The following is a 22,422-nucleotide window of genomic DNA, read 5'->3' as shown; positions in this document are numbered from 1 at the left end:
CGATGAAAGCGAAAAAGCCTGTTTCCGGACGGCGGGGTTTCCTGATGGGCGCGGGCGCGGCCGGCGCAGCCGGCGCGGCGGTGCTCGCCAGCAAGGGCTCGCTGCCCGCGGGCGAACAGGCGCCGCAGCCGCAAAAGCATGCGAAGGGCGGTGGCGGCTATCACGTCACCGACCACATCCGGCATTACTACCGCACCACCTTGGTCTGAGCACAGGAGGCCCACCATGCAACTGCAGCGCAAATCGGCCGGTTCGCCGGCAGCGGGCGGTCTCGCCGCGAGTCTCGCCCGCGGCGTCGGGGCGGCCTTCGGTGCGACGATGGATCGTCGCAGCTTCCTGAAGCGTTCGGGCGTCGGTGCCGGCGCGGGTGTCGCCGTGGCCGGCATGTCGGCCGGCATGATCCGCCCCGCCCAGGCCCAGCAGGCGGCCGGCGGCACGAAGTCCGAGGTCCGCCGCACCGTGTGCACCCACTGTTCGGTGGGTTGCGCGATCGATGCCGTGGTCGAGAACGGCGTCTGGGTTCGCCAGGAGCCGGTGTTCGATTCGCCGATCAACCTGGGTGCGCACTGCGCCAAGGGCGCGTCGATCCGCGAGCATGGTCACGGCGAGTACCGCCTCAAGGCCCCGATGAAGCTGGTCGACGGAAAGTACCAGCGGATCAGCTGGCAGCAGGCGCTCGACGAGATCACCGACAGGCTCAAGCAGATCAAGAAGGAATCGGGTCCCGACGCGACCTTCTGGATCGGATCGTCCAAGCACGGCAACGAGCAGTCGTACCTGATGCGCAAGTTCGTGTCGTTCTTCGGCACGAACAACATGGACCACCAGGCGCGGATCTGCCACTCCACCACGGTGGCGGGTGTCGCGAACACCTGGGGCTACGGCGCGATGACGAACTCGTACAACGACATGCAGAACACGAAATGCGCGTTGTACATCGGTTCGAATGCGGCCGAGGCCCACCCGGTGTCGATGCTGCACATGCTCAGCGCCAAGGAGCACGGCGCGAAGATGATCGTCGCCGACCCTCGCTTCACCCGCACTGCGGCCAAGGCGGACCATTACATCCGGTTCCGCTCCGGCACCGACGTGCCGGTGCTGTTCGGCATCCTGTACCACATCTTCAAGAACGGCTGGGAAGACCAGAAGTACATCAACGACCGCGTCTACGGGATGGACAAGGTCCGCGAGGACGTCCTCGCCAAGTGGACGCCGGACAAGGTCGAGGAGGCCACCGGCTGCCCCGAGGAGGTCATCTACAAGGCCGCCGAGATGATGGCCAAGAACCGGCCGTCCACACTGGTCTGGTGCATGGGCCAGACCCAGCACTCGATCGGCAACGCCATGGTGCGCGCTTCCTGCATCCTGCAGCTCGCGCTGGGCAATGTCGGCGTGCCCGGGGGCGGCGCGAACATCTTCCGTGGCCACGACAACGTGCAGGGCGCGACTGACATCGGCCCCAACCCCGACTCGCTGCCCGGCTACTACGGTGTCGCCGAGGGTTCCTGGAAGCACTTCGCGGCCGTCTGGGGCGTGGACTACGACTGGATCAAGAGCCAGTTCGCCGAAGGCATGATGACCAAGTCCGGCACGACGGTGTCGCGGTGGATCGACGGCGTGCTCGAGCCCAAGGAGGCGCTCGACCAGCCGAGCAACCTGCGCGCCGTCATCTACTGGGGCCATGCGCCGAACTCGCAGTCGCGCGGCGTCGAGATGAAACGCGCGATGGACAAGCTGGACCTGCTGGTCGTCGTCGATCCGTATCCGTCGGCGACCGCTGCCATGGCCGCCATGCCGGGCGACCCGAAGGACCGCAACCCCAACCGCGCGGTCTACCTGCTGCCGGCGGCCACGCAGTTCGAGACCTCGGGCTCCGCGACCGCGTCGAACCGGTCACTGCAGTGGCGCGAAAAGGTCATCGAGCCGCTGTTCGAGTCCATGCCCGATCACACGATCATGCAGGCAATGGCCGAGCGCCTGGGCTTTGGCGAGCAGCTGTCGAAGAACTACAAGCTGATCAAGCAGAGCAAGCACGGGATCGAGTGGAACGAGCCCGAGATCGAATCGATCCTGCGCGAGGTCAACCGCAGCATCTGGACCATCGGCTACACCGGCCAGTCGCCGGAGCGGCTCAAGCTCCACATGAAGCACATGAACACCTTCGACGTGAAGACCCTTCGCGCGAACGGCGGGCCGTGCGACGGCGACTACTTCGGGCTGCCCTGGCCCTGCTGGGGCACTCCCGAACTCAAGCACCCGGGGTCGCCGAACCTGTACCAGACCGACCGCCACGTGATGGACGGCGGCGGCAATTTCCGCGCGAACTTCGGCGTGGAGCGCGAAGGCGTCTCCCTGCTGGCGGCCGACGGCTCGCACTCCAAGGGCGCGGAGATCCAGACCGGCTACCCCGAGTTCGACCACGCGCTGCTCAAGAAGCTGGGCTGGTGGGACGAGCTGACCGACGCCGAGAAGAAGGCGGCCGAAGGCAAGAACTGGAAGACCGATTCTTCGGGCGGCATCATCCGAGTCGTCATGAAGAATCACGGGTGCTATCCCTTCGGCAACGCCAGGGCCCGGGCCGTGGTCTGGAACTTCCCCGACCCGATCCCGCAGCACCGCGAGCCGATCTACGGCACGCGCCCCGATCTGGTGGCCAAGTATCCGACGCACGACGACAAGACCAAGTTCTGGCGCATGCCCACGCTGTACAAGTCGCTGCAGCAGAAGAACGTCGAGAACAAGCTGCATGAGAAGTTCCCGCTGATCCTGTCGTCGGGGCGACTGGTCGAGTACGAAGGCGGCGGCGACGAGACGCGGTCGAACCCCTGGCTCGCCGAACTGCAGCAGGATTCCTTCGTGGAGATCAACCCGAGGGCGGCGAACGACCGTGGCATCCGCAATGGCGAGTACGTCTGGCTGAGCACGCCGACCGGCGCGCGACTGAAGGTCAAGGCGCTGGTCACCGAGCGTGTGGGCCCGGACACCTGCTGGATGCCCTTCCATTTCGCCGGCTGGTGGCAGGGCCGCGACCTGAAGGAGTTCTATCCGGAGGGCGCCTCGCCGGTCGTGCGCGGCGAAGCGGTGAACACCGCGACGACCTACGGCTACGACTCGGTCACGATGATGCAGGAGACCAAGACGACGATCTGCCAGGTCGAGAAGTTCACCGCCTGACCCGCATCGCGCGATAGAAAGGAACAAGGGGAATAAAGATGGCCCGAATGAAGTTTCTTTGCGACGCCGAACGCTGCATCGAGTGCAACGGCTGCGTCACCGCCTGCAAGCAGGAGCACGAGGTGCCCTGGGGCGTGAACCGCCGGCGCGTGGTCACGATCAACGACGGCGTGCCTGGCGAGCGCTCGATCTCGGTCGCGTGCATGCACTGCTCCGACGCACCGTGCATGGCGGTGTGCCCGGTCGACTGCTTCTACCGCACCGACGAGGGGGTGGTGCTGCACGACAAGGACCTGTGCATCGGCTGCGGCTACTGCTTCTACGCCTGCCCGTTCGGCGCGCCGCAGTTCCCGCAGGCCGGCGCCTTCGGCATGCGCGGCAAGATGGACAAGTGCACCTTCTGTGCCGGCGGCCCCGACAAGGACGGCTCCGAGGCCGAGTTCAAGAAGTACGGCCGCAACCGTCTCGCCGAAGGCAAGCTCCCGGCCTGCGCCGAGATGTGCTCGACCAAGGCCCTGCTGGGCGGCGATGGCGACATCGTCGCCAACATCTACCGGCAGCGTGTCCTGACGCGCGGCAAGGGCGCCGAAGTCTGGGGCTGGGGCACCGCCTACGGTCCCGGCCAGCAGCAGGGCGCGCCGGCCCGGCAAGGGAGCTGAGCCATGAAGCGATCCATTTTCGTTTCCGTGACCGCGCTGGCCCTTGCCGCCGGCCTGGCGGCCTGCGGCGAGAAGCCTCAGGACGCCGCCGCCGCCAAGGTACCCGGCACGACGGTCAAGCACGACACAAAGCCCTGGAGCGGTGATGCGGTCGCCTATCAGGCGGGCAACTTCACTCGCGGCGACAAGGCGAGCTGGGAGTCCGCGCTCCAGGCGCGGATGCAGGGGCAGAACGAGAACGTTCGCATCGGAGGAGGGGCTGCCAGATGAACAAGGCGATCCGCGCGCTCGCGCTGGGACTCGGCCTGCTGGCCGCCACCGCGTCGGCTCAGCAGCAGCCGCCGGCAGGCGCGGCGGCGGGTCCGCAAGGCGCGAACATCTTCGAGGTCACCCGCGACGACCAGGCGGCGCGGCAGAAGATCCAGCCGCTGAACAACGCGCCGGTCTGGCGGGCGGTGAATTCCGGTGAAACCCACTACACCACCCTCCCGGCCAACGAAGGCGGGGTGCTGATCGATCCGGGCGGCGAGCCTTGGCGCGAGTTGCGCAACGGGCCCATGACCCAGGGCGGCGGCTGGTTCCTGGTGGGCGTGCTGGCGCTGATCGCGGCCTTCTACCTGCTGCGCGGCACGATCCGCCTGAGCGAGCCCGAATCCGGCCGCAGGATCGAACGCTTCACCGTGGTCGAGCGGGCGATCCACTGGACCAACGCCGCCTGCTTCGTCACGCTGGCCATCACCGGGCTGGTCCTGCTGTTCGGCAAGCACGTGCTCCTGCCGCTGTTCGGGCCGGTGCCGTTCTCGTGGCTCGCGATCATGTCGAAGACCTCGCACAACTTCGTGGGTCCGCTGTTCGCAGCCACGACCATCGCGATGTTCCTGATGTTCGTGAAGGACAACATCCCGAAGGCCTATGACCTGCAGTGGTTCGCCAAGGCGGGCGGCCTGTTCACGAAGGGCGGCCATGTCCCCAGTCATCGCTTCAATGCAGGCGAGAAGATGATCTTCTGGGGCGGCGTCGTGCTGCTGGGGATCGTGGTCGGCGCCACCGGCTTCATCCTCGACTTCCCGAACTTCGGGCAGACCCGCTCGCTGATGCAGGACGCATGGTGGATCCACGTCGGCGCCGCGATGCTGTTCATGGCCATGATCGCCGGCCACATCTACATCGGCACGATCGGCATGCAGGGCGCGCTCGACGCGATGAAGACCGGCTATGTCGACGAGACCTGGGCCAAGGAGCACCACGAGTACTGGTACGACGACATCAAGGCCGGTCGCATCCCGGCGGTGCGCTCCGAGGGCTCCGCCTTGCCGCCGGCGGCGGTCGCCCAACCCAGGCAGGGCTGATTCCCGAGGCCGGCCGGGAACACGAGGCCGCTGGCGAGTCCCGCGCAGGTCGACACGAAAAAGGGGCCGCTCCTTTACCGGAGCGGCCCCTTCGTCTTTGGTGCGCCCGGCCAGGGCGCACTCCGGCACCGAGCGCTCAGCCCGCCTGCTGGCCTTCGTCGTTCGGCTTGTCCGCAGGGGACGCCGCCGTCTCGACCTGTTGCAGCGGCTCGTTGGCGATCACCGTGCGCGGCTTGCGCTTGCGCGCCGGCCGCGGCGGCGGGACGAACTCGGGTTCGACGGCCGGGGCTGGCGCCGTGGTTTCGACCCACTGCAGGCCGGCGCTCTCCACGATCGCCTCGAGTCGCTGCTTCGGGACGACTTCGGCCGGCGCCGGAGTGGGCTCGACCGCGAGCGGGGCGTCCACGCGGGGGGCTTCCGCGCGCGCTGCCTCGACTGTCGGTGCGGCGCCGCCGAAGGGCAGGCTCGACTGAAGCACGACCGGCCCCGCCGGCTCGTCGGCGGCGCGGAGCGCCTGCACCTCGGCTTGTGCCGGCTCGGCGGCGGCTACGGCGACGGGGGCCGGCGCAGTCGGTTCGGCCGTGGCACGCTCGACTGGAGCAGCGGGTGCGGCGGAAGCGGGCGCGCCGGGTTCGACGACCGGCGGCCTGGTTGTGACCGGCTCGATCGCGACCGGCTCGACGGCGGCCGCAGGCTCGGCGACGGGCGCCTCGACGGCAGCACCTTCTTCACCCGTGTCGACCGCGGCCTCGGCCTGAGCGCCCTCGGCGCGGCGTCCGCCGCGACGGCGACGCGGGCGACGACGGCGCTCCTCGCCAGCTGCCTCATCGGCCTCCGGGGCTTCGATGTCTGCGCCTTCCTCGGCGCCGCCGGACGCTGTGGCCAGGGATGCCTGCTCGAGGGGCTCGACGACCGGGCGCCCGACCTGCATGTCCTCGGCAACGGCGGCCGCACCGGCGACGCCTGCCGCGGCGGCGGCCAGACGATCGGTCTCGGCAGCGGGCACCTCACCGGCGACCTCTCCTTCGGGGCGCGCAAGGTCGCGACCTCGGCCACGACGACGCTCGCCTCGTTCCGGGCGGTCGGCACGATCACCGCGCTCCGGGCGATCGCCACGCTCCGGTCGCTCGGCGCGTTCGGGACGCTCGACACGTTCGCCACGTTCGGCACGATCGGGACGCTCGACACGTTCGCCACGTTCCGGACGTTCGGCACGTTCGCCACGTTCCGGGCGCTCGCCACGCTCCGCACGCTCGCCGCGTGTCCCGCGGTCGAGATCCTCACGGCCTTCCCGGTCCTCGCGGCGGCCGCCTCGACGACGGCCTTCGCCCTCGCCGCCGTTCGGCAATGCCGGACGCGGGCCGCGAGCCTCACGCCCTTCACGGCCTTCCCGCCCTTCACCGCCTTCACGGCCTTCGCGCCGACCGCGACCGCCGCGGCCTTCACGGCCCTCTCGAGTCCGTCGACCCTCGGCGCCGCCCGCGGCAGGGGCCGCGGCCGGGCGGGTGGCCGGGGTCGCCTCGGCCTCGTTGGCCGGCTTCTTGCGGAACCAGCCGAGGATCTTGCCGAGCAGGCCGTCGTCGCCGAGCATGGGTTGTGCGGCGGCGACGGGGCGCACCGCCGGAGCCGGCGTCGCGGCCGGCGCGCTGGCCGGGGCGGCCGCGGGAGCCGGGGGAGGCAGTTCGGGCCGGATGCCCTTGACCGCCGCTTCCTGGCGCGGCTTGGCTGCTTCCAGCTTGCGATCGAGGTAGGTTTCCTCTTCCTCGGGCGCCTCGGCCAGCGCGTAGCTGGCCTTGTAGTTGGCCAGCCGGTCGTCGTCGTGGCGCAGGCGCTCGGTCCGGTAGTGAGGCGTCTCGAGGTGCTTGTTCGGGATCAGGACGATCTCGACCTTGAGCCGCGCTTCGAGCTTGTTCAGTTCGCTGCGCTTCTCGTTGAGCAGGTAGGTGGCCACGTCGACCGGCACCTGGGCGTAGACCGCCGCGGTGCTCTCCTTCATCGCGTCTTCCTGGATCACGCGCAGCACGTGCAGCGCGGAGGACTCGATGTCGCGGATCACGCCGGTGCCGTTGCAGCGCGGACAGGTGATGTGCGAGCCCTCGACCAGCGCCGGGCGCAGCCGCTGGCGCGACAGCTCCATCAGGCCGAAGCGGGAGATCTTGCCGGTCTGCACCCGCGCGCGGTCGTAGTGCAGGGCGTCTTTCAGCCGCTGCTCGACCTCGCGCTGGTTCTTGGCGCTCTCCATGTCGATGAAGTCGATGACGATCAGGCCGCCCAGGTCGCGCAGGCGCATCTGGCGAGCGACCTCGTCGGCGGCCTCGAGGTTGGTGCGCAGCGCCGTTTCCTCGATGTCGGAGCCACGGGTGGCGCGCGCCGAGTTGACGTCGATCGCGACCAGCGCCTCGGTGTGGTCGATGACCACTGCGCCGCCCGAGGGCAGCGGGACCAGGCGCGAATGCGCGGTCTCGATCTGGTGCTCGATCTGGAAGCGCGAGAACAGCGGCGTGTCGTCGCGGTAGCGCTTGACCCGGCTGACCATGTCCGGCATCACGTGGACCATGAACTGCCGGGCCTGTTCGTAGATGTCGTCGGTGTCGATCAGGACCTCGCCGATGTCGGGCGAGAAGTAGTCGCGGATCGCGCGGATGACCAGGCTGGATTCCTGGTAGATCAGGAAGGGACCCGGCGCGGAGCCTGCCGCCTGCTCGATCGCGGTCCACAGTTGCAGCAGGTAGTTCAGGTCCCACTGCAGTTCCTCGGCAGTGCGACCGATGCCCGCGGTGCGGGCGATCAGGCTCATGCCGGAGGGGTGCTGCAGCTTGTCCATGGTCTCGCGCAGCTCTTGCCGGTCCTCGCCCTCGACGCGGCGCGAAACGCCGCCGCCGCGCGGATTGTTCGGCATCAGGACCAGGTAGCGCCCGGCCAGCGAGATGTAGGTGGTCAGCGCGGCGCCCTTGTTGCCGCGCTCTTCCTTGTCGACCTGGACGATGACCTCCATGCCTTCGGAGATCGCGTCCTGGATGCGCGCCTTCGACGCGTCGACGCCGGCCTTGAAGAAGGCCTTCGATATCTCCTTGAACGGCAGGAAGCCGTGGCGTTCTTCGCCGTAGTTGACGAAGCAGGCCTCGAGACTGGGCTCGACGCGGGTGATGACCCCCTTGTAGATGTTGCTCTTGCGGGACTCGCGGCCCGCGGACTCGATGTCGATGTCGATCAGCTTCTGGCCGTCGACGATGGCCACGCGCAGCTCTTCCGAGTGCGTGGCATTGAACAGCATTCGCTTCATGCAAATGACTCCGTTGCGCGCCAGTTGCGTGGCGGCGCGCTTCGGCCAGCGGGCCGATGCGAACGGAAGCAGCGAAAGAGGATGCTCAGGTCGGCCGCGAGCGAACCGGCGCTACACGCGCCGGCAATCCACCGGTGAGCGCGCGCCGGAAAACGCCGGGCATGACCCGGGATCGTCGGACGTGGGGTGCGCAGACAAGGGTTCGGGAACCGTACTGGTCGGGGCGTCGGCGGTTGTGGCCGGCGCCCGCTGCTCTCTTTTCTGGATATTCCGCATCGTCCCGCGTTCCTCGCCCGGGGTGGGGCAGGGGAACCGCGGTTTCATGTTCGTTCCGTCGTGTCCGCGACCCGTGGGGTGCCGCTCGTGCCGGCATTCGACCGGTACAATCCGCTCGTTGAGCCGGGACCGTTTCGGTCCGGACCTGGAGAACCCCCGGTGCGTAGGAACTGCGCCCACGGCGGCGATCGGCAAGCCCGGACAGCCGGACGCCGAAAGACAGGACGCTGAAGCGGGCCTGGACAGGGCGCCGGAAGCGGAAGACCGGCTCGACGGCGCGGTTCCGGAAGACCCGGATCGCGCACGACCTTGCGAGTATACCAACGTGGACAGCCCCAGGAAAAGGGCGGACCGGCCCGGCGGGCCCGCGCCTGCCGTCAGGATCGTGGAAATCGACGCCGATCGCGCCGGCCAGCGACTGGACAATTTCGTCGTCGGCCAGTGCAAGGGCGTCCCCAAGAGCCACGTCTACCGGCTGATCCGCAGCGGGCAGCTGCGCGTCAACGGCGGGCGCCGAGGCGCCGATTACCGTCTGGAAACTGGCGACCTCGTCAGGATTCCCCCGGTCCGGGTCGCGGCGCCTGCCTCAGTCCCGCCCGAGGAACCGGATGCCGCCGGGCCCGGCCAGGCGCTGCGGACGCGCGCCGCGCTCGCCAGGCGCCTGCCGGTCCTCCACGAAGACAACTGGATGCTGGTCATCGACAAGCCCGAGGCGGTGGCGGTGCACGGCGGCAGCGGCGTGTCGAGCGGCGTCATCGAGCGGCTGCGCGCCGCGCGCCCCGAGGAACGCTTCCTGGAGCTCGCCCATCGGATCGACCGGGAGACCTCGGGGGTGCTGGTGATCGCCCGCCGGCGGGCCGCGCTGCTGGCGCTGCAGGCGCAGTGGCGCGAGCGCTCGCCGACCAAGCGCTACCTGGCGATCGTTTCGGGCAGCTGGCCGCTGCGCAGCAAGACCCTGGATGCGCCGCTGCGGCGGATGCCCGCGCCAGGCGGCGACCGCCGGGTGGCGGTCCACGCCGAAGGGCAGGACGCGATCACCCGGGTGCGTGGACTCGCGCGCTTCACGCTTGCGGGCCTGGGCGACTTCACGCTGGTCGAGGCCACGATCGAGACCGGCCGGACCCACCAGATCCGCGTGCACCTGAGCCACGCCGGCTATCCGATCGCGGGCGACGACAAGTACGGCGACTATCGCCTCAACCGGGCGCTGGCCGCGCAGGGCTTTCGGCGCATGTATCTTCATGCCGCGTCGCTGTCGCTGCGCCACCCGGAATCCGGCCGCCCGCTCACGCTCACGGCGCCAATGCCCGAGAGCTTCTCCGAGATGCTCAATGCGGGCGGAGTCGATTCCCTGCCCGAAATGGAACGCTGAACTCATGCCCTCTCGACGCTATCGTCTCGTGGTCTTCGACTGGGACGGCACGCTGGTCGACTCCACCGCCGCGATCGTCCATGCGATCCGCGCCTCGGCCGCCGACCTCGGGCTGCCGGTGCCCAGTCGCGAGCAGGCCTCGCACGTGATCGGGCTGGGGCTGCTCGACGCGATCCATCGCGCGGTGCCGTCGATCGCGCGCGAGCAGATGCCCCTGTACGTACAGCGCTACCGCTACCACTACCTGAAGGAAGACGCCGCCCTCGAGGCCTTCCAGGGCGTGCCGGCCCTGCTGGACGAGCTGGCCGGCGCGGGCGCCTGGCTGGCGGTCGCGACCGGCAAGTCGCGGGCCGGGCTGAACCGGGCGCTGGACCAGATGGGCTGGACCGGCCGCTTCCTCACCACTCGCTGCGCGGACGAGGGCATCCCGAAGCCGGATCCGTGGATGCTGCGCGACATCTGCGAGGAGCTCGGCCTGGAGGCCGCCGAGGCGTTGATGATCGGCGACACCACGCACGACCTGGGGATGGCCCGCGCGGCGGGCTCCGATGCGGTGGCGGTGACCTACGGCGCCCACCCGCGCGAGGAGCTGGTGCGCGAGCCCGCGCTCGCTGTCGTCGATTCGGTGGCCGAGCTGCGCGACGTGCTGCTCGGCTGGATACGGTGAGCCCGATGGCGGACCTCGACTCCGGAGCGTCGGCGCTGCCGAGGGCGTCCGGCGAACGCGATGCGCCCCTCGAGGGCTGGATCCGCGTCTGCGCGAGCGAAGCGCTCGCCGAAGGCGGCGATGGCGTGCGCTTCGAGCTGCCTGCTTCGCGCGCCGGGTCGCCCGCGCCGCAGGCCTTCGCGGTGCGCTACGATGGCCGTGTGCACGCGTGGCTGAACCGCTGCGCGCACGTGCCGGTCGAGCTCGACTGGATGCCGGGCAAGTTCTTCGACGAGAGCGGCCTGCTGCTGATCTGCGCCACCCACGGCGCCACCTACGAGCCCGACACCGGCCGTTGCGTCGGCGGACCCTGTCGCGGCAAGGCCCTCGAGCCGGTAACGGTATGCGAGCGCGATGGCATCATCTGGGCCGATCCGGGCCCGCAAGGCCGAAGCAGCTGACGAGCGAACGATGAGCAAGCCCTACGATTTCGACGATCCCGCCGACAACGACCCGTCCGCAGCGAGCGCGCGCCGCGCGCGCGCCGACGCCGAGCAGGCCTGGGAGCGCGGCGTGCTCGAGAAGCTGGTCCTGGAGACGCTGGCCGAGCGCAAGCGCGCGCGTCGCTGGACCATCTTCATGCGGCTGCTCACCCTGGCCTGGATCAGCGTGGTGCTGCTGGCCTTCGGCGGATGGTTCGCAGGCGACGTGGTCAAGACCGCGACCCGGCACACCGCGCTCATCGACGTCGACGGCGTGATCGACGCCGACGGCGAGAATTCGGCCGACAAGATCCTGCCGGCCCTGCAGGCGGCCTTCGAGGACGGCAAGACGGCCGGCGTGGTGCTGCGCATCAACAGCCCGGGCGGCAGCCCGGTGCAGTCGGGCCTGATCTTCGACGAGATCCGCAGGCTGCGCACCAAGCATGCGGACACGCCGCTGTACGCGGTCATCGAGGAGGTCGGCGCGTCGGGCGGCTACTACGTGGCGGCGGCCGCCGACCGGATCTACGTGGACAAGGCCAGCCTGGTGGGTTCCATCGGCGTGCTGATGGGCGGCTTCGGGTTCGTCGACGCCATGGACAAGGTCGGCGTCGAGCGCCGGCTGCTCACGGCGGGCGACAAGAAGGGTTTCCTGGACAGCTTCTCGCCGGTTTCCGAAGCGCAGCGCGCGCACGCGCAGCGGATGCTCGATCAGGTCCACGCCCAGTTCATCGCCAATGTGCGCGAGGGTCGGGCGGACCGGCTCGCCGACGATCCGGACCTCTTCAGCGGGCTCGTCTGGACCGGCGAGCGCAGCGTGGAACTGGGGCTGGCCGACGGCCTGGGTTCGGTCGCATCGGTCGCGCGCGACGTGATCAAGGCCGAGGACATCGTCGACTTCTCGCCGCGCCAGAACCTGGCCGAGAAGCTGGCCAGGCGGGTCGGCGCTAGCGCCGGCGAGACCCTCGCCCGGGTGCTGGGCGTCGAGGCGTCGGGCTGGTCGCTTCGCTGACGGCGCGTCCGGGCGTCCGTCGCGGACCCGTGCCCGGCGGGGCAAGCATCGCGAAAACCGTCGGCTCGCGCGGGAGCTCGGGCGGCGCCGTGCGCCAATCCTGGACCCGGCGGGTGGCTACCGCCTGCTCGCCGAGCGTGAGCTGCGACGCCACGGTGAGCCGCGTCTCCGGCGAAAGCACCGCCAGCGCGGCCTCGAAGACCTGCCGGTTGCGATACGGCGTCTCGATCCACAGGACCGTTTCGTCGCCGTCCCCCGACCGGCGCTCGAGCTCGCGCAGCCGTGCGACGCGGCCGCCCGGTTGCGCGGGCAGGTAGCCGGCGAAGGCAAATCGCTGCCCGTTCAGGCCGGAGGCCATCAGGGCGAGCAGCAGCGAGCTCGGCCCGACCAGCGGCACCACCTCGATGCCGGCCTCGTGGGCGGCTGCGACCAGGGCGGCGCCGGGGTCGGCGACCGCCGGGCAGCCGGCTTCGGAGAGCAGGCCCAGGTCGCGGCCGGCCAGGAGCGGGGCCAGCAGGCCCGGGATCGCCGCGGCCGGCGTGTGCTCGCTGAGCTCCGCCATCTCGAGCGCCTGCAGCGGCTTGTCGGTGCCTGCCGCCTTCAGGAAGGCGCGCGCGGTCTTCGCGTTCTCGACCACGAAGCAGTCCAGCCTCGCCACCGCGGCCAGCGTGTCGGCCGGCAGCACCCCCTGGGGCTCGCTCGCGGCGCCCAGCGGCGTGGGGATCAGGAAAAGGCGCCCGGGGCGCGCGGCGCTGCTCATCGCAGGCCGCCGATCGGGGGCAGGCCGGCCCGGCACAAGGCGCCGGTCAGCGCGATGAGCGGCAGTCCGATCAGCGCGGTCGGGTCGGGCCCGTCCAGCGACGCGAGCAGGGCGATGCCGAGCCCCTCGGCCTTCGCCGAACCGGCGCAGTCGTAGGGGCGCTCGGCCGTCAGGTAGGCCTCGATGGCGGTGTCGGACAGCTCGCGGAAGCGCACCCGGGTCTGCACGAGCTGCTCGTCGACGAGACCGTCCGAGCGGCGCAGCAGCGCCAGCGCCGTGTGGAAGACCATTTCGCGACCCGATGCGGCCCGCAACTGCGCCCGGGCCTGCTCGTGGCCGCCCGGCTTGCCGATGATCCGCCTGCCGTCGAGGGTGGCGGTCTGGTCGGAGCCGATGACGAGCGCGTCCGCCCGGGCGGCGGGCAGCGCCGCCGCCACCGCCTCGGCCTTGGCGCGCGCCAGGCGGCGCGCCGCGGCGGCGGGCGTCTCGCCGGCGATGGGAGTTTCGTCCACCTGCGGGGCCACGGTCTCGAAGGGCAGGCCGAGCCTTCCCAGCAGTTCGCGGCGATAGGGCGAGGTGGAGGCCAGGATCAATGCGGGCATCGGGGTCGACATGCTGAGGAAGGGCGGCCAAAAAGGGAGCGCGCCCATTATCATTGAAGCATGGAGAACACTTCGGACACGCACCGCCTGCCGCTTATCGTCGACAGTCGCGAGCTGGCCCGCACCGGCCGCACCCTCGACGGCGGCTTCGCCGTACGCAGCCTGGAGCGGCTCGCCTCGCTGCTCAGCCGCGACGAGGGGGGCCTCGTCTGGCGGGTCCGCGGCGAGCGCAGGCAGCGCGCCGACGGCGGGCACGACGACTTCCTGCATCTGGGCGTCGACGGCCGCGTGGCGATGCAGTGCGTGCGCTGCCTGGGCGATGCGTCGGTGGCGGTCCACGTCGATCGGGGCTTCCGGCTGGTGGGCAGCGAGGCGCAGGCGGCGCGCGAGGACACCGAGGAGTCGGAGCTCGACGTCCTGGTGGGCGGGGCGCGCTTCGACCTCGGCGAGCTGATCGAAGACGAGGCGATCATGTCGCTCCCGCCGATCGCGCGGCACGAAAACTGCTCGCTGCCGGTGGAGGCCGGCGATCCGGACCCGGGCCAGGCCGCGGTGCCGTCTCAGGACGAGGCGCGAGCCAATCCGTTCGCGGCGCTGACCGAGCTGAAGAAGCGGGACCGTTGACGCGAAGCCAGGCCGATCGAGCGGGGAGGCGCTTGCCCCGGATCCGGGCGCTGTCCGCGATTGCACGCACGCATCGCTTCGGGCCGCAATATGCTGATATAATTGAAGATTAGTCTTTTTCCACAGATTACCTTCTTCTCGGTACAGATCAGGGACCTATCATGGCCGTCCAGCAGAACAAGAAGTCGCCCTCCAAGCGTGGCATGCATCGCGCTCACGACTTCCTCAGCAATCCCCCCCTCGCGGTCGAGCCCACCACCGGCGAGGCTCACCTGCGTCACCACGTGAGCCCGAACGGCTTCTACCGCGGCAAGAAGGTCGTCAAGACCAAGGCCGACGAGTAAGCCCTCCGCATCCGGGTCGCCCGACCGGATCGCCTGAGAGCCGGATGAGCGTTCGCGTCGCGATCGACTGCATGGGGGGCGACCACGGCCTGCCGGTCACGATCCCGGCTGCCTTGTCGTTCCTGCGCCACGCGTCCGATGCAAGGCTCCTGCTGGTGGGCATGTCCGACCGGATCGAGCAGGCGCTGATCGAAGCCGGCGCCCCGGCCTCGTCGCCGCTGCGCAACCGGCTCGAGATCCGCCACGCCTCCGAGGTCGTCGAGATGGACGACTCGCTGCAGGTTGCACTGCGGGGCAAGCGCGACTCGTCGATGCGCGTGGCCGTTGGGCTGCTGCGCGAAGGCCAGGCGGACGTCTGCGTGAGCGCCGGCAACACCGGCGCGCTGATGGCGGTCTCGCGCTTCGTGCTGAAGACCCTCGAAGGGATCGACCGGCCGGCGATCGCCACCCAGATGCCCAACCGCACCGGCGGCACCACCACGGTGCTGGACCTCGGCGCCAACGTCGACTGCGAACCCGAGCACTACCTGCAGTTCGGCATCATGGGCTCGGCCCTGGTGTCCGCGCTGGGCGGCGCCGATCGGCCCACGGTGGGGCTGCTCAACATCGGCGAAGAACTGATCAAGGGCAACGACACGGTCAAGCAGGCGGCCGAGCTGCTGCGCGCCAGCACGCTCAATTTCCGCGGCAATGTCGAGGGCAACGACATCTACGAGGGCACGGTCGACGTCGTGGTCTGCGACGGCTTCGTCGGCAACGTGGCGCTCAAGACCTCCGAGGGCCTCGCGAAGATGCTCGGCGACTTCATCCGCGAGGAATACAAGCGTCACGTCTTCACCCGACTGATGGCGCTGCTGTCGTATCCGGTGCTGCGGCGCTTCCGCAAGCGCCTGGACCATCGCCGCTACAACGGCGCCAGCCTGGTCGGCCTGCGCGGCGTCGTCATCAAGAGTCATGGTTCGGCCGATGCCTACGCCTTCGAAGTTGCGCTGCAGCGCGGCTACGATGCTGCGCGCAACGGCCTGCTGCAGCGGATCGAAGAAACGCTCGCGCGCATGCGCGCCGGCGGGCCGTCCGCGCAGCTTCCCGATCCGGTCGCGGCCGCCGGGCAGAACTGAATGGGGGCCCATCGCTCCATGAAACCCCGCTACGCGAAGATCGTCGGCACCGGCAGCTGCCTGCCCGGCCAGCCGGTCACCAACGCAGAGCTCGTTCGCCGGCTCGCCGAGCGCGGCATCGAGACCTCCGACAGCTGGATCGTCGAGCGCACCGGCATCCGCCAGCGCTACCTGGCCGAAGCGCATGTCGGCAGCAGCCAGCTGGCCACCGAAGCCGCCCGTGCGGCGATCGCCGCAGCCGGAATCCCGGCTGCCGACATCGACCTGATCATCGTCGCCACGTCCACGCCCGACTGGGTGTTCCCGAGCACCGCCTGCCTGGTGCAGAAGGCGATCGGCGCCCCCGGCGGCGCGGCCTTCGACGTGCAGGCGGTCTGCACCGGGTTCGCCTACGCGATGTCGGTGGCCGATTCCATGATCCGCACCGGGGCCGCCAATCGCGCGCTGGTGATCGGCGCCGAGGTCTTCTCGCGCATCCTCGACTGGTCCGACCGGGGCACCTGCGTGCTCTTCGGCGACGGCGCCGGCGCGGTGGTGCTGGCGGCGTCCGAAGAGCCCGGCATTGTCGCCAGCAAGCTGCACGCCGACGGCCGCCACGAGAACATCCTGCGAACGGCCGGCCACGTCAGCGGCGGCGCGATCACCGGCCATCCCTTCCTCACGATGGACGGCCAGGCGGTCTTCAAGCTGGCCGTCTCGGTGCTGGATTCGGTCGCCCGCGAAACGGTCGAGGCCGCCGGCCTCACGCTGGCCGACATCGACTGGCTGATCCCGCACCAGGCCAACGTCCGCATCCTGCACGCCACCGCGCGCAAGCTGGGTCTCGACCCGGACAAGGTCGTGGTCACGGTCGACCGTCATGCCAACACCTCGGCCGCATCGGTGCCGCTCGCGCTCGACGTCGCGATCCGCGACGGGCGCATCTGGCCGGGCCAGAACGTGCTGATGGAAGGCGTGGGCGGCGGCTTCACCTGGGGCGCGGTGCTCGCCCGGATGTGATCCGGCCGCCCCCGCGGGCGGCGCGCTCCGGCGAACGCGCACGAACACCAACGACACATCACGAGAACACGATGACGCTTGCCTTCGTCTTCCCGGGCCAGGGTTCCCAGTCGGTCGGCATGCTCGACGGCTTCGCTGCGTCGCCGGCGGTGCGCGCGCTGCAGGCCGAGGCCGACGCCGCGCTCGGCGAGCCGCTGTCGACGCTGATCGCCGAGGGGCCGGCCGAGGCCTTGTCGCTCACCGTCAACACGCAGCCGGCAATGCTGGTCGCCGGTCTGGCCTGCTACCGGGCCTGGCGCGAGGCCGGCGGCCCTGAGCCCCAGGCGGTGGCCGGTCACAGCCTGGGCGAGTACACCGCGCTGGCCGCCGCCGGTTCGCTGGATGCGGCCGACGCGGTGCGCCTGGTGCGGCTGCGCGCGCAGGCCATGCAGGAGGCGGTGCCGGTCGGTCAGGGCGGCATGGCGGCCATCCTCGGCCTGGGCGACGCCGTGGTGGCGCAGGCCTGCCGCGAGGCGGTCGAAGGCCAGCCCGGCGAAGTGGTCGAGCCGGTCAACTTCAACGCCCCTTCGCAGGTGGTGATCGCCGGTCACAAGTCGGCAGTCGATCGCGCCTGCGAACGGGCCAAGGCCTTGGGCGCCAAGCGCGCGCTGCCGCTGCCGGTATCGGCGCCCTTCCATTCGTCGCTGCTCGAGCCGGCCGGCCGCCGCCTGGCCGATGCGCTGACCGGCATCGCGCTGCGCGCGCCGGCCTTCCAGCTGGTGAACAATGTCGACGTGGCCGTCGAAACCGATCCGGCCCGGATCCGCGACGCGCTGGTCAGGCAGGCTTCGCATGCGGTACGCTGGGTCGAGGTCGTGCAGAAGCTCAAGGCCATGGGCGTGACCCGGGTCATCGAGTTCGGGCCCGGCAAGGTCCTCGCCGGCCTGGTGTCGCGCATCGACAAGTCGCTGGCAGTCTCGGCGGTCCACGATCCCGCCTCGCTCGAAAGCGCGCTCAAGGAACTCGCATGAACGTTTCGACGCCCCCCCCGAACGCAAGCCGCCCGCTGGAAGGCCAGATCGCCCTCGTCACCGGCGCCTCGCGCGGCATCGGCCGCGCGATCGCGCTCGAGCTGGGCGGCCGTGGCGCCTTCGTGATCGGCACCGCCACCAGCGCTGCCGGCGCCGCGTCCATCTCCGAAGGGCTCGCTGCCGCCGGCGTGGCCGGGCGCGGCGAGGCCCTGGACGTGAACGACGCCGCCCGCTGCGAAGCGCTGGTCGAGGCCCTCCAGAAGGAAAAGGGCCCCGTCGCCATCCTGGTCAACAACGCTGGCATCACGCGCGACAACCTCGCGATGCGGATGAAGGACGAGGAATGGCAGTCGGTCATCGACACCAACCTGAGCGCCGTCTTCCGGATGTCGCGGCTGGTCATGCGCGCGATGATGAAGGCCAAGTATGGCCGCATCGTGAACATCACCTCGGTGGTCGGCGCCAGCGGCAATCCCGGCCAGGCCAACTATGCGGCGGCCAAGGCCGGCGTGGCCGGCATGACGCGGGCGCTGGCCCGCGAGCTCGGCAGCCGCAACATCACGGTCAACTGCGTGGCGCCCGGCTTCATCGACACCGACATGACGCGCGCGCTGAACGAGCAGCAGACCACCGCGCTGCTGCAGCAGATCCCGGCCGGCCGGCTCGGCCAGCCCGAGGACATCGCCGACGCGGTCGCCTTCCTGGCGGGCCCGCAGGCCGGTTACGTCACCGGGGTCACGCTGCACGTAAACGGCGGGATGTACATGGAATAAAGGACGTTCGCGGAAGATCGAGAGCGTTCGATCCGGGTTGCCGGGATTTTCCGGTTGCCCAGGATCACCCGGGGGCGCATCGAGCGGCCTAATGACCGACCGAAGTGCTATACAATCGCGCCGCGCCGGCGAGCCTGAAACCGAACAGACAGGCTCGTGACCGCGCGGCCAAAGGAGCAAGGAAATGGAAAACATCGAACAACGCGTCAAGAAGATCGTCGCCGAGCAGCTCGGCGTGAACGAAGCCGACATCAAGAACGAGTCGTCCTTCGTCGACGATCTGGGCGCAGACTCGCTCGACACCGTCGAGCTGGTGATGGCGCTCGAGGACGAGTTCGAGACCGAGATCCCCGACGAGGAAGCCGAGAAGATCACCACGGTCCAGCAGGCGATCGACTACGTGAAGTCGCACTCGAAGGCCTGAGGCCTCGCGAGAGCGTCGCGCGACCGCCGAGATCCCTCGGGTCGCGCCCCCGATTTTCCGGTTCCTCAACCCGATCTGGCCAGGAGCAATGACGTGAGTCGACGCCGAGTCGTGATCACCGGCCTGGGAGTCGTCTCCCCGGTCGGCAACGATGTCCAGTCCGCCTGGCAGAACCTGGTGGCCGGGAAGTCGGGCATCTCCCGGATCACCCGGTTCGACGCATCGGCCTTCCCGACGCAGATCGCGGGCGTGGTCAAGGATTTCGAGGTGTCCGAGTACATGCCTCCGAAGGAGGCGCGTCACTTCGACACCTTCGTGCACTACGGCATCGCCGCCGGCGTGCAGGCGCTGCGCGACAGCGGCCTGCAGGTCGACGAGTCGAACGCCGATCGCGTCGGGGTGATCATCGGCTCGGGCATCGGCGGCCTGCCGCTGATCGAGCACACCCACGACGAGCTGAAGAGCCGCGGCGTGCGCCGCCTGTCGCCGTTCTTCGTTCCCGGTTCGATCATCAACATGATCTCCGGGCAGATGTCGATCATGTACGGGCTCAAGGGCCCGAACTACGCGCTGGTCAGCGCCTGCACCACCGGGCTGCACTGCATCGGCGACGCGGCCCGGCTGATCCAGTACGGCGACGCCGACGCGATCCTGGCCGGGGGCGCCGAGTGCACCGTCTCGCCGCTGGGCCTGGGCGGCTTTTGCGCGGCGCGAGCGCTGTCGACCCGCAACGACGACCCCGAGACGGCCAGCCGGCCCTGGGACCGCGACCGCGACGGCTTCGTGCTGGGCGAGGGCGCCGGCGTGATGATGCTCGAGGAGTACGAGCACGCGAAGGCCCGCGGCGCGAAGATCTACGCCGAGGTCGTCGGTTTCGGGATGAGTGCCGACGCCCACCACATCACCGCTCCCGACATGGACGGCCCGCGCCGCTGCATGCTCAATGCGCTGCGCGACGCGAAGATCGGCACCGACCAGATCGACTACCTGAACGCGCACGGCACGTCCACGCCGCTGGGCGACAGGAACGAGACCGAGGCGATCAAGGCGGCGCTGGGCGTCGACAACGCCCGCAACCTGGTGGTGAACTCCACCAAGTCGATGACCGGTCACCTGCTCGGCGGGGCCGGCGGCATCGAAACGGTCTTCACCGCGCTGGCGATCCACCACCAGGTGTCGCCGCCCACCATCAACCTCTTCAACCAGGATCCGGAGTGCGATCTGGACTACTGCGCCAACGAAGCGCGGCAGCTCGAGATCGACTATGCGATGAAGAACTCGTTCGGCTTCGGCGGCACGAACGGCACGCTGGTTCTCAAGCGGGTGTGAGCGCCGAGCCGGTGCGCGACCCGGTCCGTTCACGGTGAACGACGCCCCGGCGAGCTTCGAAGTGCCGGTGACGCCCTCGCCGGCGGTGCGCGCACTGCGGGCGGCCGTGATCGGCCTGGGCGTGGCCGGCTTCGCGCTGGCCGCCTGGCTTTCCCGGGGCCGCGAGGACGGATGGATCCTGCTGGGCCTCGGCGCCCTGATGCTCTGGGCGGGCTGGCGGCATGCCGGTTTCGGGCTCTCCTGGGGTACCCTGCGGGTTGCAGCGGACGGGCGACCGGCCTGGCGCGGCGATTCGGGCCGCGAAACGGGCGAGTTCGTGGCGGTGGGCGTCGAACGCTGGCATGCCGGCGAGAACCTGGTCTGGTTGCGGCTTCGGAGCGGCGCCGGGCGGCGTCACGAGATCCTGATCGGCCGCGCCGGCCACGACGAGGAAACCTGGCGCAGGCTGGTGAGCTGGCTGGCCTGGCTGCGTCGCGGCCGGCAGGCGGCCGGCTGATCGGCAGCACTTGAATTCCGGCGTCCTGGCTCGCACCTGCTCGGGAATTGCGGGCCGCGGAGCCGGAAAGGTCGGCCGCCGCGGACCGACACCGTTTCGTTGCGCCGCTGCGGCGCCACTTCAACCCTGGACAACGACAGACCGATGAAGAAGCTGATCCTGGCGCTCGCGATGGCGAGCGCGAGCTGGTTCCTCGCTCCCGCCGCGCAGGCGCAGGCGCGGCAGCTGCCCGATTTCGCCGATCTGGTCGAGAAGGCCGGCCCGGCCGTGGTGAACATCCGGACCACGGCCCGCATCAATGGCGATCGCGCCGGCGCGCCGCCCGGCTTTCCCTTCCCGCTGCCCGAGGGCATGGACGAGAACGATCCGCTGTTCGAGTTCTTCCGCCGCTTCTTTCCGCCGCGTCAGCCTGGCCAGCCGAACCCGCAGGGACCGAACAACGGCCAGCGCGGGCCGGGGCAGGAAGTGCCGCGCGGCGTGGGCTCCGGCTTCGTCATCTCCCAGGACGGCTACATCCTGACCAACCACCACGTGGTCGACGGCGCCGACGACATCTACGTGACCCTCACCGACAAGCGCGAGCTGCGCGGCAAGGTGATCGGTTCGGACCGTCGCACCGACGTGGCGCTGGTCAAGATCGAGGCCGATCGCCTGCCCACGCTCAAGGTCGGCGATTCCACGAAGCTGCGGGTCGGCGAATGGGTGATCGCGATCGGCTCGCCCTTCGGGCTCGACAACACGGTGACCGCCGGCATCGTCTCGGCCAAGAGCCGCGACACCGGCGACTACCTCCCCTTCATCCAGACCGATGTGGCGGTGAACCCGGGCAACTCGGGCGGGCCGCTGCTGAACATGTCCGGCGAGGTGGTCGGCATCAACTCGCAGATCTACAGCCGGACCGGCGGGTTCATGGGCATCTCCTTCGCGATCCCGATCGACGAGGCGATGCGCGTGGCCGACCAGCTGCGCGAATCCGGCCGGGTGATCCGCGGCCGGATCGGCGTGGGCATCGCCGAGGTCACCCGCGACGTGGCCGAGCCGCTCGGCCTGCCGCGCGCGGCAGGCGCGCTGGTGCGCAGCGTCGAGCGCGGCGGCCCGGCCGAGAAGGCCGGCGTCGAAGTCGGTGACATCATCCTGCGCTTCGACGGCCGCCAGATCGACCGAGCCAGCGACCTGCCGCGCCTGGTCGGCGGCACCCGGCCCGGCACCAGCGTCACCTTGCAGGTCTGGCGCCGCGGCCAGCAGCGCGACCTGAGCATCACGGTCGACGAGCTCAAGCCCGAGGTCACGGCCCGCGCCGGCGGCCCGGGGCAGGGCGGCGCGCAGCCGCCGGCCCAGCCCGCGATGAACGCGCTGGGCCTGGCGGTCGTCGACGTGCCGGCCGACCGGCTCGCGCAACTGCGTATCAAGGGCGGCGCGCTGGTGCAGGGCGTGGAAGGCGCGGCGGCGCGTGCCGGGCTGCGGGCCGGCGACATCGTGCTGGGGGTGAACAACACCGAGGTGACCGGAGCGAGCCAGTTCAACGAACTGGTCAAGGGGCTGGACCGCTCCCGCACCGTGGTGCTGCTGGTGCGGCGCGGCGACAACGCGCAGTTCGTGCCGATCCGTCCGGAATGAAGCGGAGCGGCCCGGGCCGGCCGCGCTGCTAAAATCCCCGGTTTGTCCCGTGCCGGGCGCGGGGCCGCGTTTC

At 70.1% G+C, this 22,422-nt stretch carries 22 protein-coding genes; 19 read left to right on the top strand and 3 right to left on the bottom strand.

Going from position 1 to position 22,422, the window contains the following annotated elements:
* The first annotated feature begins 2 nt into the window (after window positions 1-2).
* From FHP08_RS07110 to FHP08_RS07090, 5 genes are read left to right on the top strand one after another with little or no spacing between them, the layout of a single operon-like run.
* Window positions 3-209, top strand: a complete 207-nt coding sequence (locus FHP08_RS07110) for a formate dehydrogenase (RefSeq protein WP_147703664.1) — start codon at window positions 3-5, stop codon at window positions 207-209.
* 16 nt (window positions 210-225) lie between these two features.
* Window positions 226-3,174 carry a formate dehydrogenase subunit alpha gene (locus tag FHP08_RS07105; RefSeq protein ID WP_147703662.1) on the top strand — a complete coding sequence of 983 codons (2,949 nt, stop codon included), beginning with the start codon at window positions 226-228 and terminating at the stop codon, window positions 3,172-3,174.
* 38 nt (window positions 3,175-3,212) lie between these two features.
* On the top strand, window positions 3,213-3,833 hold the full coding sequence (gene fdh3B / locus FHP08_RS07100) for a formate dehydrogenase FDH3 subunit beta (RefSeq protein WP_147703660.1): 621 nt from the start codon (window positions 3,213-3,215) through the stop codon (window positions 3,831-3,833).
* Window positions 3,834-3,836: 3 nt separating this feature from the next.
* The gene (locus FHP08_RS07095; RefSeq protein ID WP_147703658.1) at window positions 3,837-4,103 is read left to right on the top strand and encodes a hypothetical protein; all 267 of its coding nucleotides are present in this window, start codon (window positions 3,837-3,839) and stop codon (window positions 4,101-4,103) included.
* Window positions 4,100-5,182 carry a formate dehydrogenase subunit gamma gene (locus FHP08_RS07090; RefSeq protein WP_147703656.1) on the top strand — a complete coding sequence of 361 codons (1,083 nt, stop codon included), beginning with the start codon at window positions 4,100-4,102 and terminating at the stop codon, window positions 5,180-5,182. The genes FHP08_RS07095 and FHP08_RS07090 overlap by 4 nt, the downstream gene beginning before the upstream one ends.
* Window positions 5,183-5,318: 136 nt before the next feature.
* Here the strand turns inward: FHP08_RS07090 and FHP08_RS07085 are convergent, their stop codons facing one another.
* Entirely contained in the window at window positions 5,319-8,465 is a 3,147-nt protein-coding gene (locus FHP08_RS07085) for an Rne/Rng family ribonuclease (RefSeq protein ID WP_147703654.1), read from the bottom strand.
* Window positions 8,466-9,126: 661 nt separating this feature from the next.
* On the opposite strand from FHP08_RS07085, the gene FHP08_RS07080 reads away from it, so the two are divergent.
* Genes FHP08_RS07080 through FHP08_RS07065 form a run of 4 tightly spaced genes read left to right on the top strand, consistent with a single transcriptional unit; the run spans window position 9,127 to window position 12,253 of the window.
* Window positions 9,127-10,113 (top strand): RluA family pseudouridine synthase, encoded by a 987-nt coding sequence (locus FHP08_RS07080; RefSeq protein WP_225879057.1) that lies wholly within the window; start codon window positions 9,127-9,129, stop codon window positions 10,111-10,113.
* Between the two features lie 4 nt (window positions 10,114-10,117).
* Window positions 10,118-10,780, top strand: a complete 663-nt coding sequence (locus FHP08_RS07075) for an HAD-IA family hydrolase (protein ID WP_147703652.1) — start codon at window positions 10,118-10,120, stop codon at window positions 10,778-10,780.
* A 5-nt stretch (window positions 10,781-10,785) separates the two neighbouring features.
* The gene (locus FHP08_RS07070; protein ID WP_147703650.1) at window positions 10,786-11,220 is read left to right on the top strand and encodes a Rieske (2Fe-2S) protein; all 435 of its coding nucleotides are present in this window, start codon (window positions 10,786-10,788) and stop codon (window positions 11,218-11,220) included.
* 10 nt (window positions 11,221-11,230) lie between these two features.
* Window positions 11,231-12,253: a S49 family peptidase gene (locus FHP08_RS07065; protein ID WP_147703648.1), complete on the top strand. Its 1,023-nt coding sequence runs from the start codon at window positions 11,231-11,233 to the stop codon at window positions 12,251-12,253.
* On the opposite strand, the gene FHP08_RS07060 is transcribed toward FHP08_RS07065, so the two are convergent.
* Window positions 12,189-13,013 carry an SAM-dependent methyltransferase gene (locus FHP08_RS07060; protein ID WP_225879056.1) on the bottom strand — a complete coding sequence of 275 codons (825 nt, stop codon included), beginning with the start codon at window positions 13,011-13,013 and terminating at the stop codon, window positions 12,189-12,191. The genes FHP08_RS07065 and FHP08_RS07060 overlap by 65 nt on opposite strands.
* Window positions 13,010-13,615, bottom strand: coding sequence for a Maf family nucleotide pyrophosphatase (locus tag FHP08_RS07055; RefSeq protein WP_187272198.1), 606 nt, complete (start codon window positions 13,613-13,615; stop codon window positions 13,010-13,012). Before FHP08_RS07055 ends, FHP08_RS07060 begins: the two co-directional genes overlap by 4 nt.
* A 60-nt stretch (window positions 13,616-13,675) precedes the next feature.
* Between FHP08_RS07055 and FHP08_RS07050 the strand changes: the two genes are divergently transcribed.
* From FHP08_RS07050 to FHP08_RS07005, 10 genes are all read left to right on the top strand, one after another.
* Window positions 13,676-14,239, top strand: a complete 564-nt coding sequence (locus FHP08_RS07050) for a YceD family protein (RefSeq protein ID WP_147703644.1) — start codon at window positions 13,676-13,678, stop codon at window positions 14,237-14,239.
* Between the two features lie 161 nt (window positions 14,240-14,400).
* On the top strand, window positions 14,401-14,583 hold the full coding sequence (rpmF, locus tag FHP08_RS07045) for a 50S ribosomal protein L32 (protein WP_147703642.1): 183 nt from the start codon (window positions 14,401-14,403) through the stop codon (window positions 14,581-14,583).
* 44 nt (window positions 14,584-14,627) lie between these two features.
* Window positions 14,628-15,701 carry a phosphate acyltransferase PlsX gene (plsX, locus tag FHP08_RS07040; protein ID WP_147703641.1) on the top strand — a complete coding sequence of 358 codons (1,074 nt, stop codon included), beginning with the start codon at window positions 14,628-14,630 and terminating at the stop codon, window positions 15,699-15,701.
* 18 nt (window positions 15,702-15,719) lie between these two features.
* Window positions 15,720-16,700 carry a beta-ketoacyl-ACP synthase III gene (locus FHP08_RS07035; RefSeq protein WP_187272197.1) on the top strand — a complete coding sequence of 327 codons (981 nt, stop codon included), beginning with the start codon at window positions 15,720-15,722 and terminating at the stop codon, window positions 16,698-16,700.
* A 71-nt stretch (window positions 16,701-16,771) separates the two neighbouring features.
* Window positions 16,772-17,710 carry an ACP S-malonyltransferase gene (fabD, locus tag FHP08_RS07030; RefSeq protein ID WP_147703637.1) on the top strand — a complete coding sequence of 313 codons (939 nt, stop codon included), beginning with the start codon at window positions 16,772-16,774 and terminating at the stop codon, window positions 17,708-17,710.
* A complete protein-coding gene (fabG, locus tag FHP08_RS07025; RefSeq protein ID WP_147703636.1) occupies window positions 17,707-18,483 on the top strand; it encodes a 3-oxoacyl-ACP reductase FabG in 777 nt (258 codons plus the stop codon). The genes fabD and fabG overlap by 4 nt, the downstream gene beginning before the upstream one ends.
* A 184-nt stretch (window positions 18,484-18,667) precedes the next feature.
* On the top strand, window positions 18,668-18,907 hold the full coding sequence (gene acpP, locus FHP08_RS07020; protein WP_147703634.1) for an acyl carrier protein: 240 nt from the start codon (window positions 18,668-18,670) through the stop codon (window positions 18,905-18,907).
* Between the two features lie 93 nt (window positions 18,908-19,000).
* Complete coding sequence (gene fabF, locus FHP08_RS07015) at window positions 19,001-20,236, top strand: beta-ketoacyl-ACP synthase II (protein ID WP_147703632.1); 1,236 nt, start codon at window positions 19,001-19,003, stop codon at window positions 20,234-20,236.
* Window positions 20,237-20,270: 34 nt separating this feature from the next.
* The gene (locus FHP08_RS07010; protein WP_147703630.1) at window positions 20,271-20,732 is read left to right on the top strand and encodes a protein YgfX; all 462 of its coding nucleotides are present in this window, start codon (window positions 20,271-20,273) and stop codon (window positions 20,730-20,732) included.
* A 144-nt stretch (window positions 20,733-20,876) separates the two neighbouring features.
* Window positions 20,877-22,349 (top strand): Do family serine endopeptidase, encoded by a 1,473-nt coding sequence (locus FHP08_RS07005; RefSeq protein ID WP_147703628.1) that lies wholly within the window; start codon window positions 20,877-20,879, stop codon window positions 22,347-22,349.
* Window positions 22,350-22,422 lie beyond the last annotated feature (73 nt).

This window comes from Zeimonas arvi (genome assembly GCF_008039575.1).
In the GTDB taxonomy this organism is placed as follows: domain Bacteria; phylum Pseudomonadota; class Gammaproteobacteria; order Burkholderiales; family Burkholderiaceae_E; genus Zeimonas; species Zeimonas arvi.
Note: the sequence above shows the minus strand (reverse complement) of the source record. Positions and strands in the feature narration are given on the sequence as shown.

Coding starts and splice junctions, on each gene's coding strand:
- fabD (WP_147703637.1), top strand. CDS start 16,772: ATGACGCTTGCCTTCGTCTTCCCGGGCCAGGGTTCCCAGTCGGTCGGC.
- fdh3B (WP_147703660.1), top strand. CDS start 3,213: ATGGCCCGAATGAAGTTTCTTTGCGACGCCGAACGCTGCATCGAGTGC.
- plsX (WP_147703641.1), top strand. CDS start 14,628: ATGAGCGTTCGCGTCGCGATCGACTGCATGGGGGGCGACCACGGCCTG.
- FHP08_RS07060 (WP_225879056.1), bottom strand. CDS start 13,013: ATGAGCAGCGCCGCGCGCCCCGGGCGCCTTTTCCTGATCCCCACGCCG.
- FHP08_RS07065 (WP_147703648.1), top strand. CDS start 11,231: ATGAGCAAGCCCTACGATTTCGACGATCCCGCCGACAACGACCCGTCC.
- FHP08_RS07105 (WP_147703662.1), top strand. CDS start 226: ATGCAACTGCAGCGCAAATCGGCCGGTTCGCCGGCAGCGGGCGGTCTC.
- FHP08_RS07085 (WP_147703654.1), bottom strand. CDS start 8,465: ATGAAGCGAATGCTGTTCAATGCCACGCACTCGGAAGAGCTGCGCGTG.
- FHP08_RS07035 (WP_187272197.1), top strand. CDS start 15,720: ATGAAACCCCGCTACGCGAAGATCGTCGGCACCGGCAGCTGCCTGCCC.
- rpmF (WP_147703642.1), top strand. CDS start 14,401: ATGGCCGTCCAGCAGAACAAGAAGTCGCCCTCCAAGCGTGGCATGCAT.
- fabG (WP_147703636.1), top strand. CDS start 17,707: ATGAACGTTTCGACGCCCCCCCCGAACGCAAGCCGCCCGCTGGAAGGC.
- FHP08_RS07050 (WP_147703644.1), top strand. CDS start 13,676: ATGGAGAACACTTCGGACACGCACCGCCTGCCGCTTATCGTCGACAGT.
- FHP08_RS07005 (WP_147703628.1), top strand. CDS start 20,877: ATGAAGAAGCTGATCCTGGCGCTCGCGATGGCGAGCGCGAGCTGGTTC.
- FHP08_RS07095 (WP_147703658.1), top strand. CDS start 3,837: ATGAAGCGATCCATTTTCGTTTCCGTGACCGCGCTGGCCCTTGCCGCC.
- acpP (WP_147703634.1), top strand. CDS start 18,668: ATGGAAAACATCGAACAACGCGTCAAGAAGATCGTCGCCGAGCAGCTC.
- FHP08_RS07055 (WP_187272198.1), bottom strand. CDS start 13,615: ATGCCCGCATTGATCCTGGCCTCCACCTCGCCCTATCGCCGCGAACTG.
- FHP08_RS07075 (WP_147703652.1), top strand. CDS start 10,118: ATGCCCTCTCGACGCTATCGTCTCGTGGTCTTCGACTGGGACGGCACG.
- FHP08_RS07110 (WP_147703664.1), top strand. CDS start 3: ATGAAAGCGAAAAAGCCTGTTTCCGGACGGCGGGGTTTCCTGATGGGC.
- FHP08_RS07070 (WP_147703650.1), top strand. CDS start 10,786: ATGGCGGACCTCGACTCCGGAGCGTCGGCGCTGCCGAGGGCGTCCGGC.
- FHP08_RS07090 (WP_147703656.1), top strand. CDS start 4,100: ATGAACAAGGCGATCCGCGCGCTCGCGCTGGGACTCGGCCTGCTGGCC.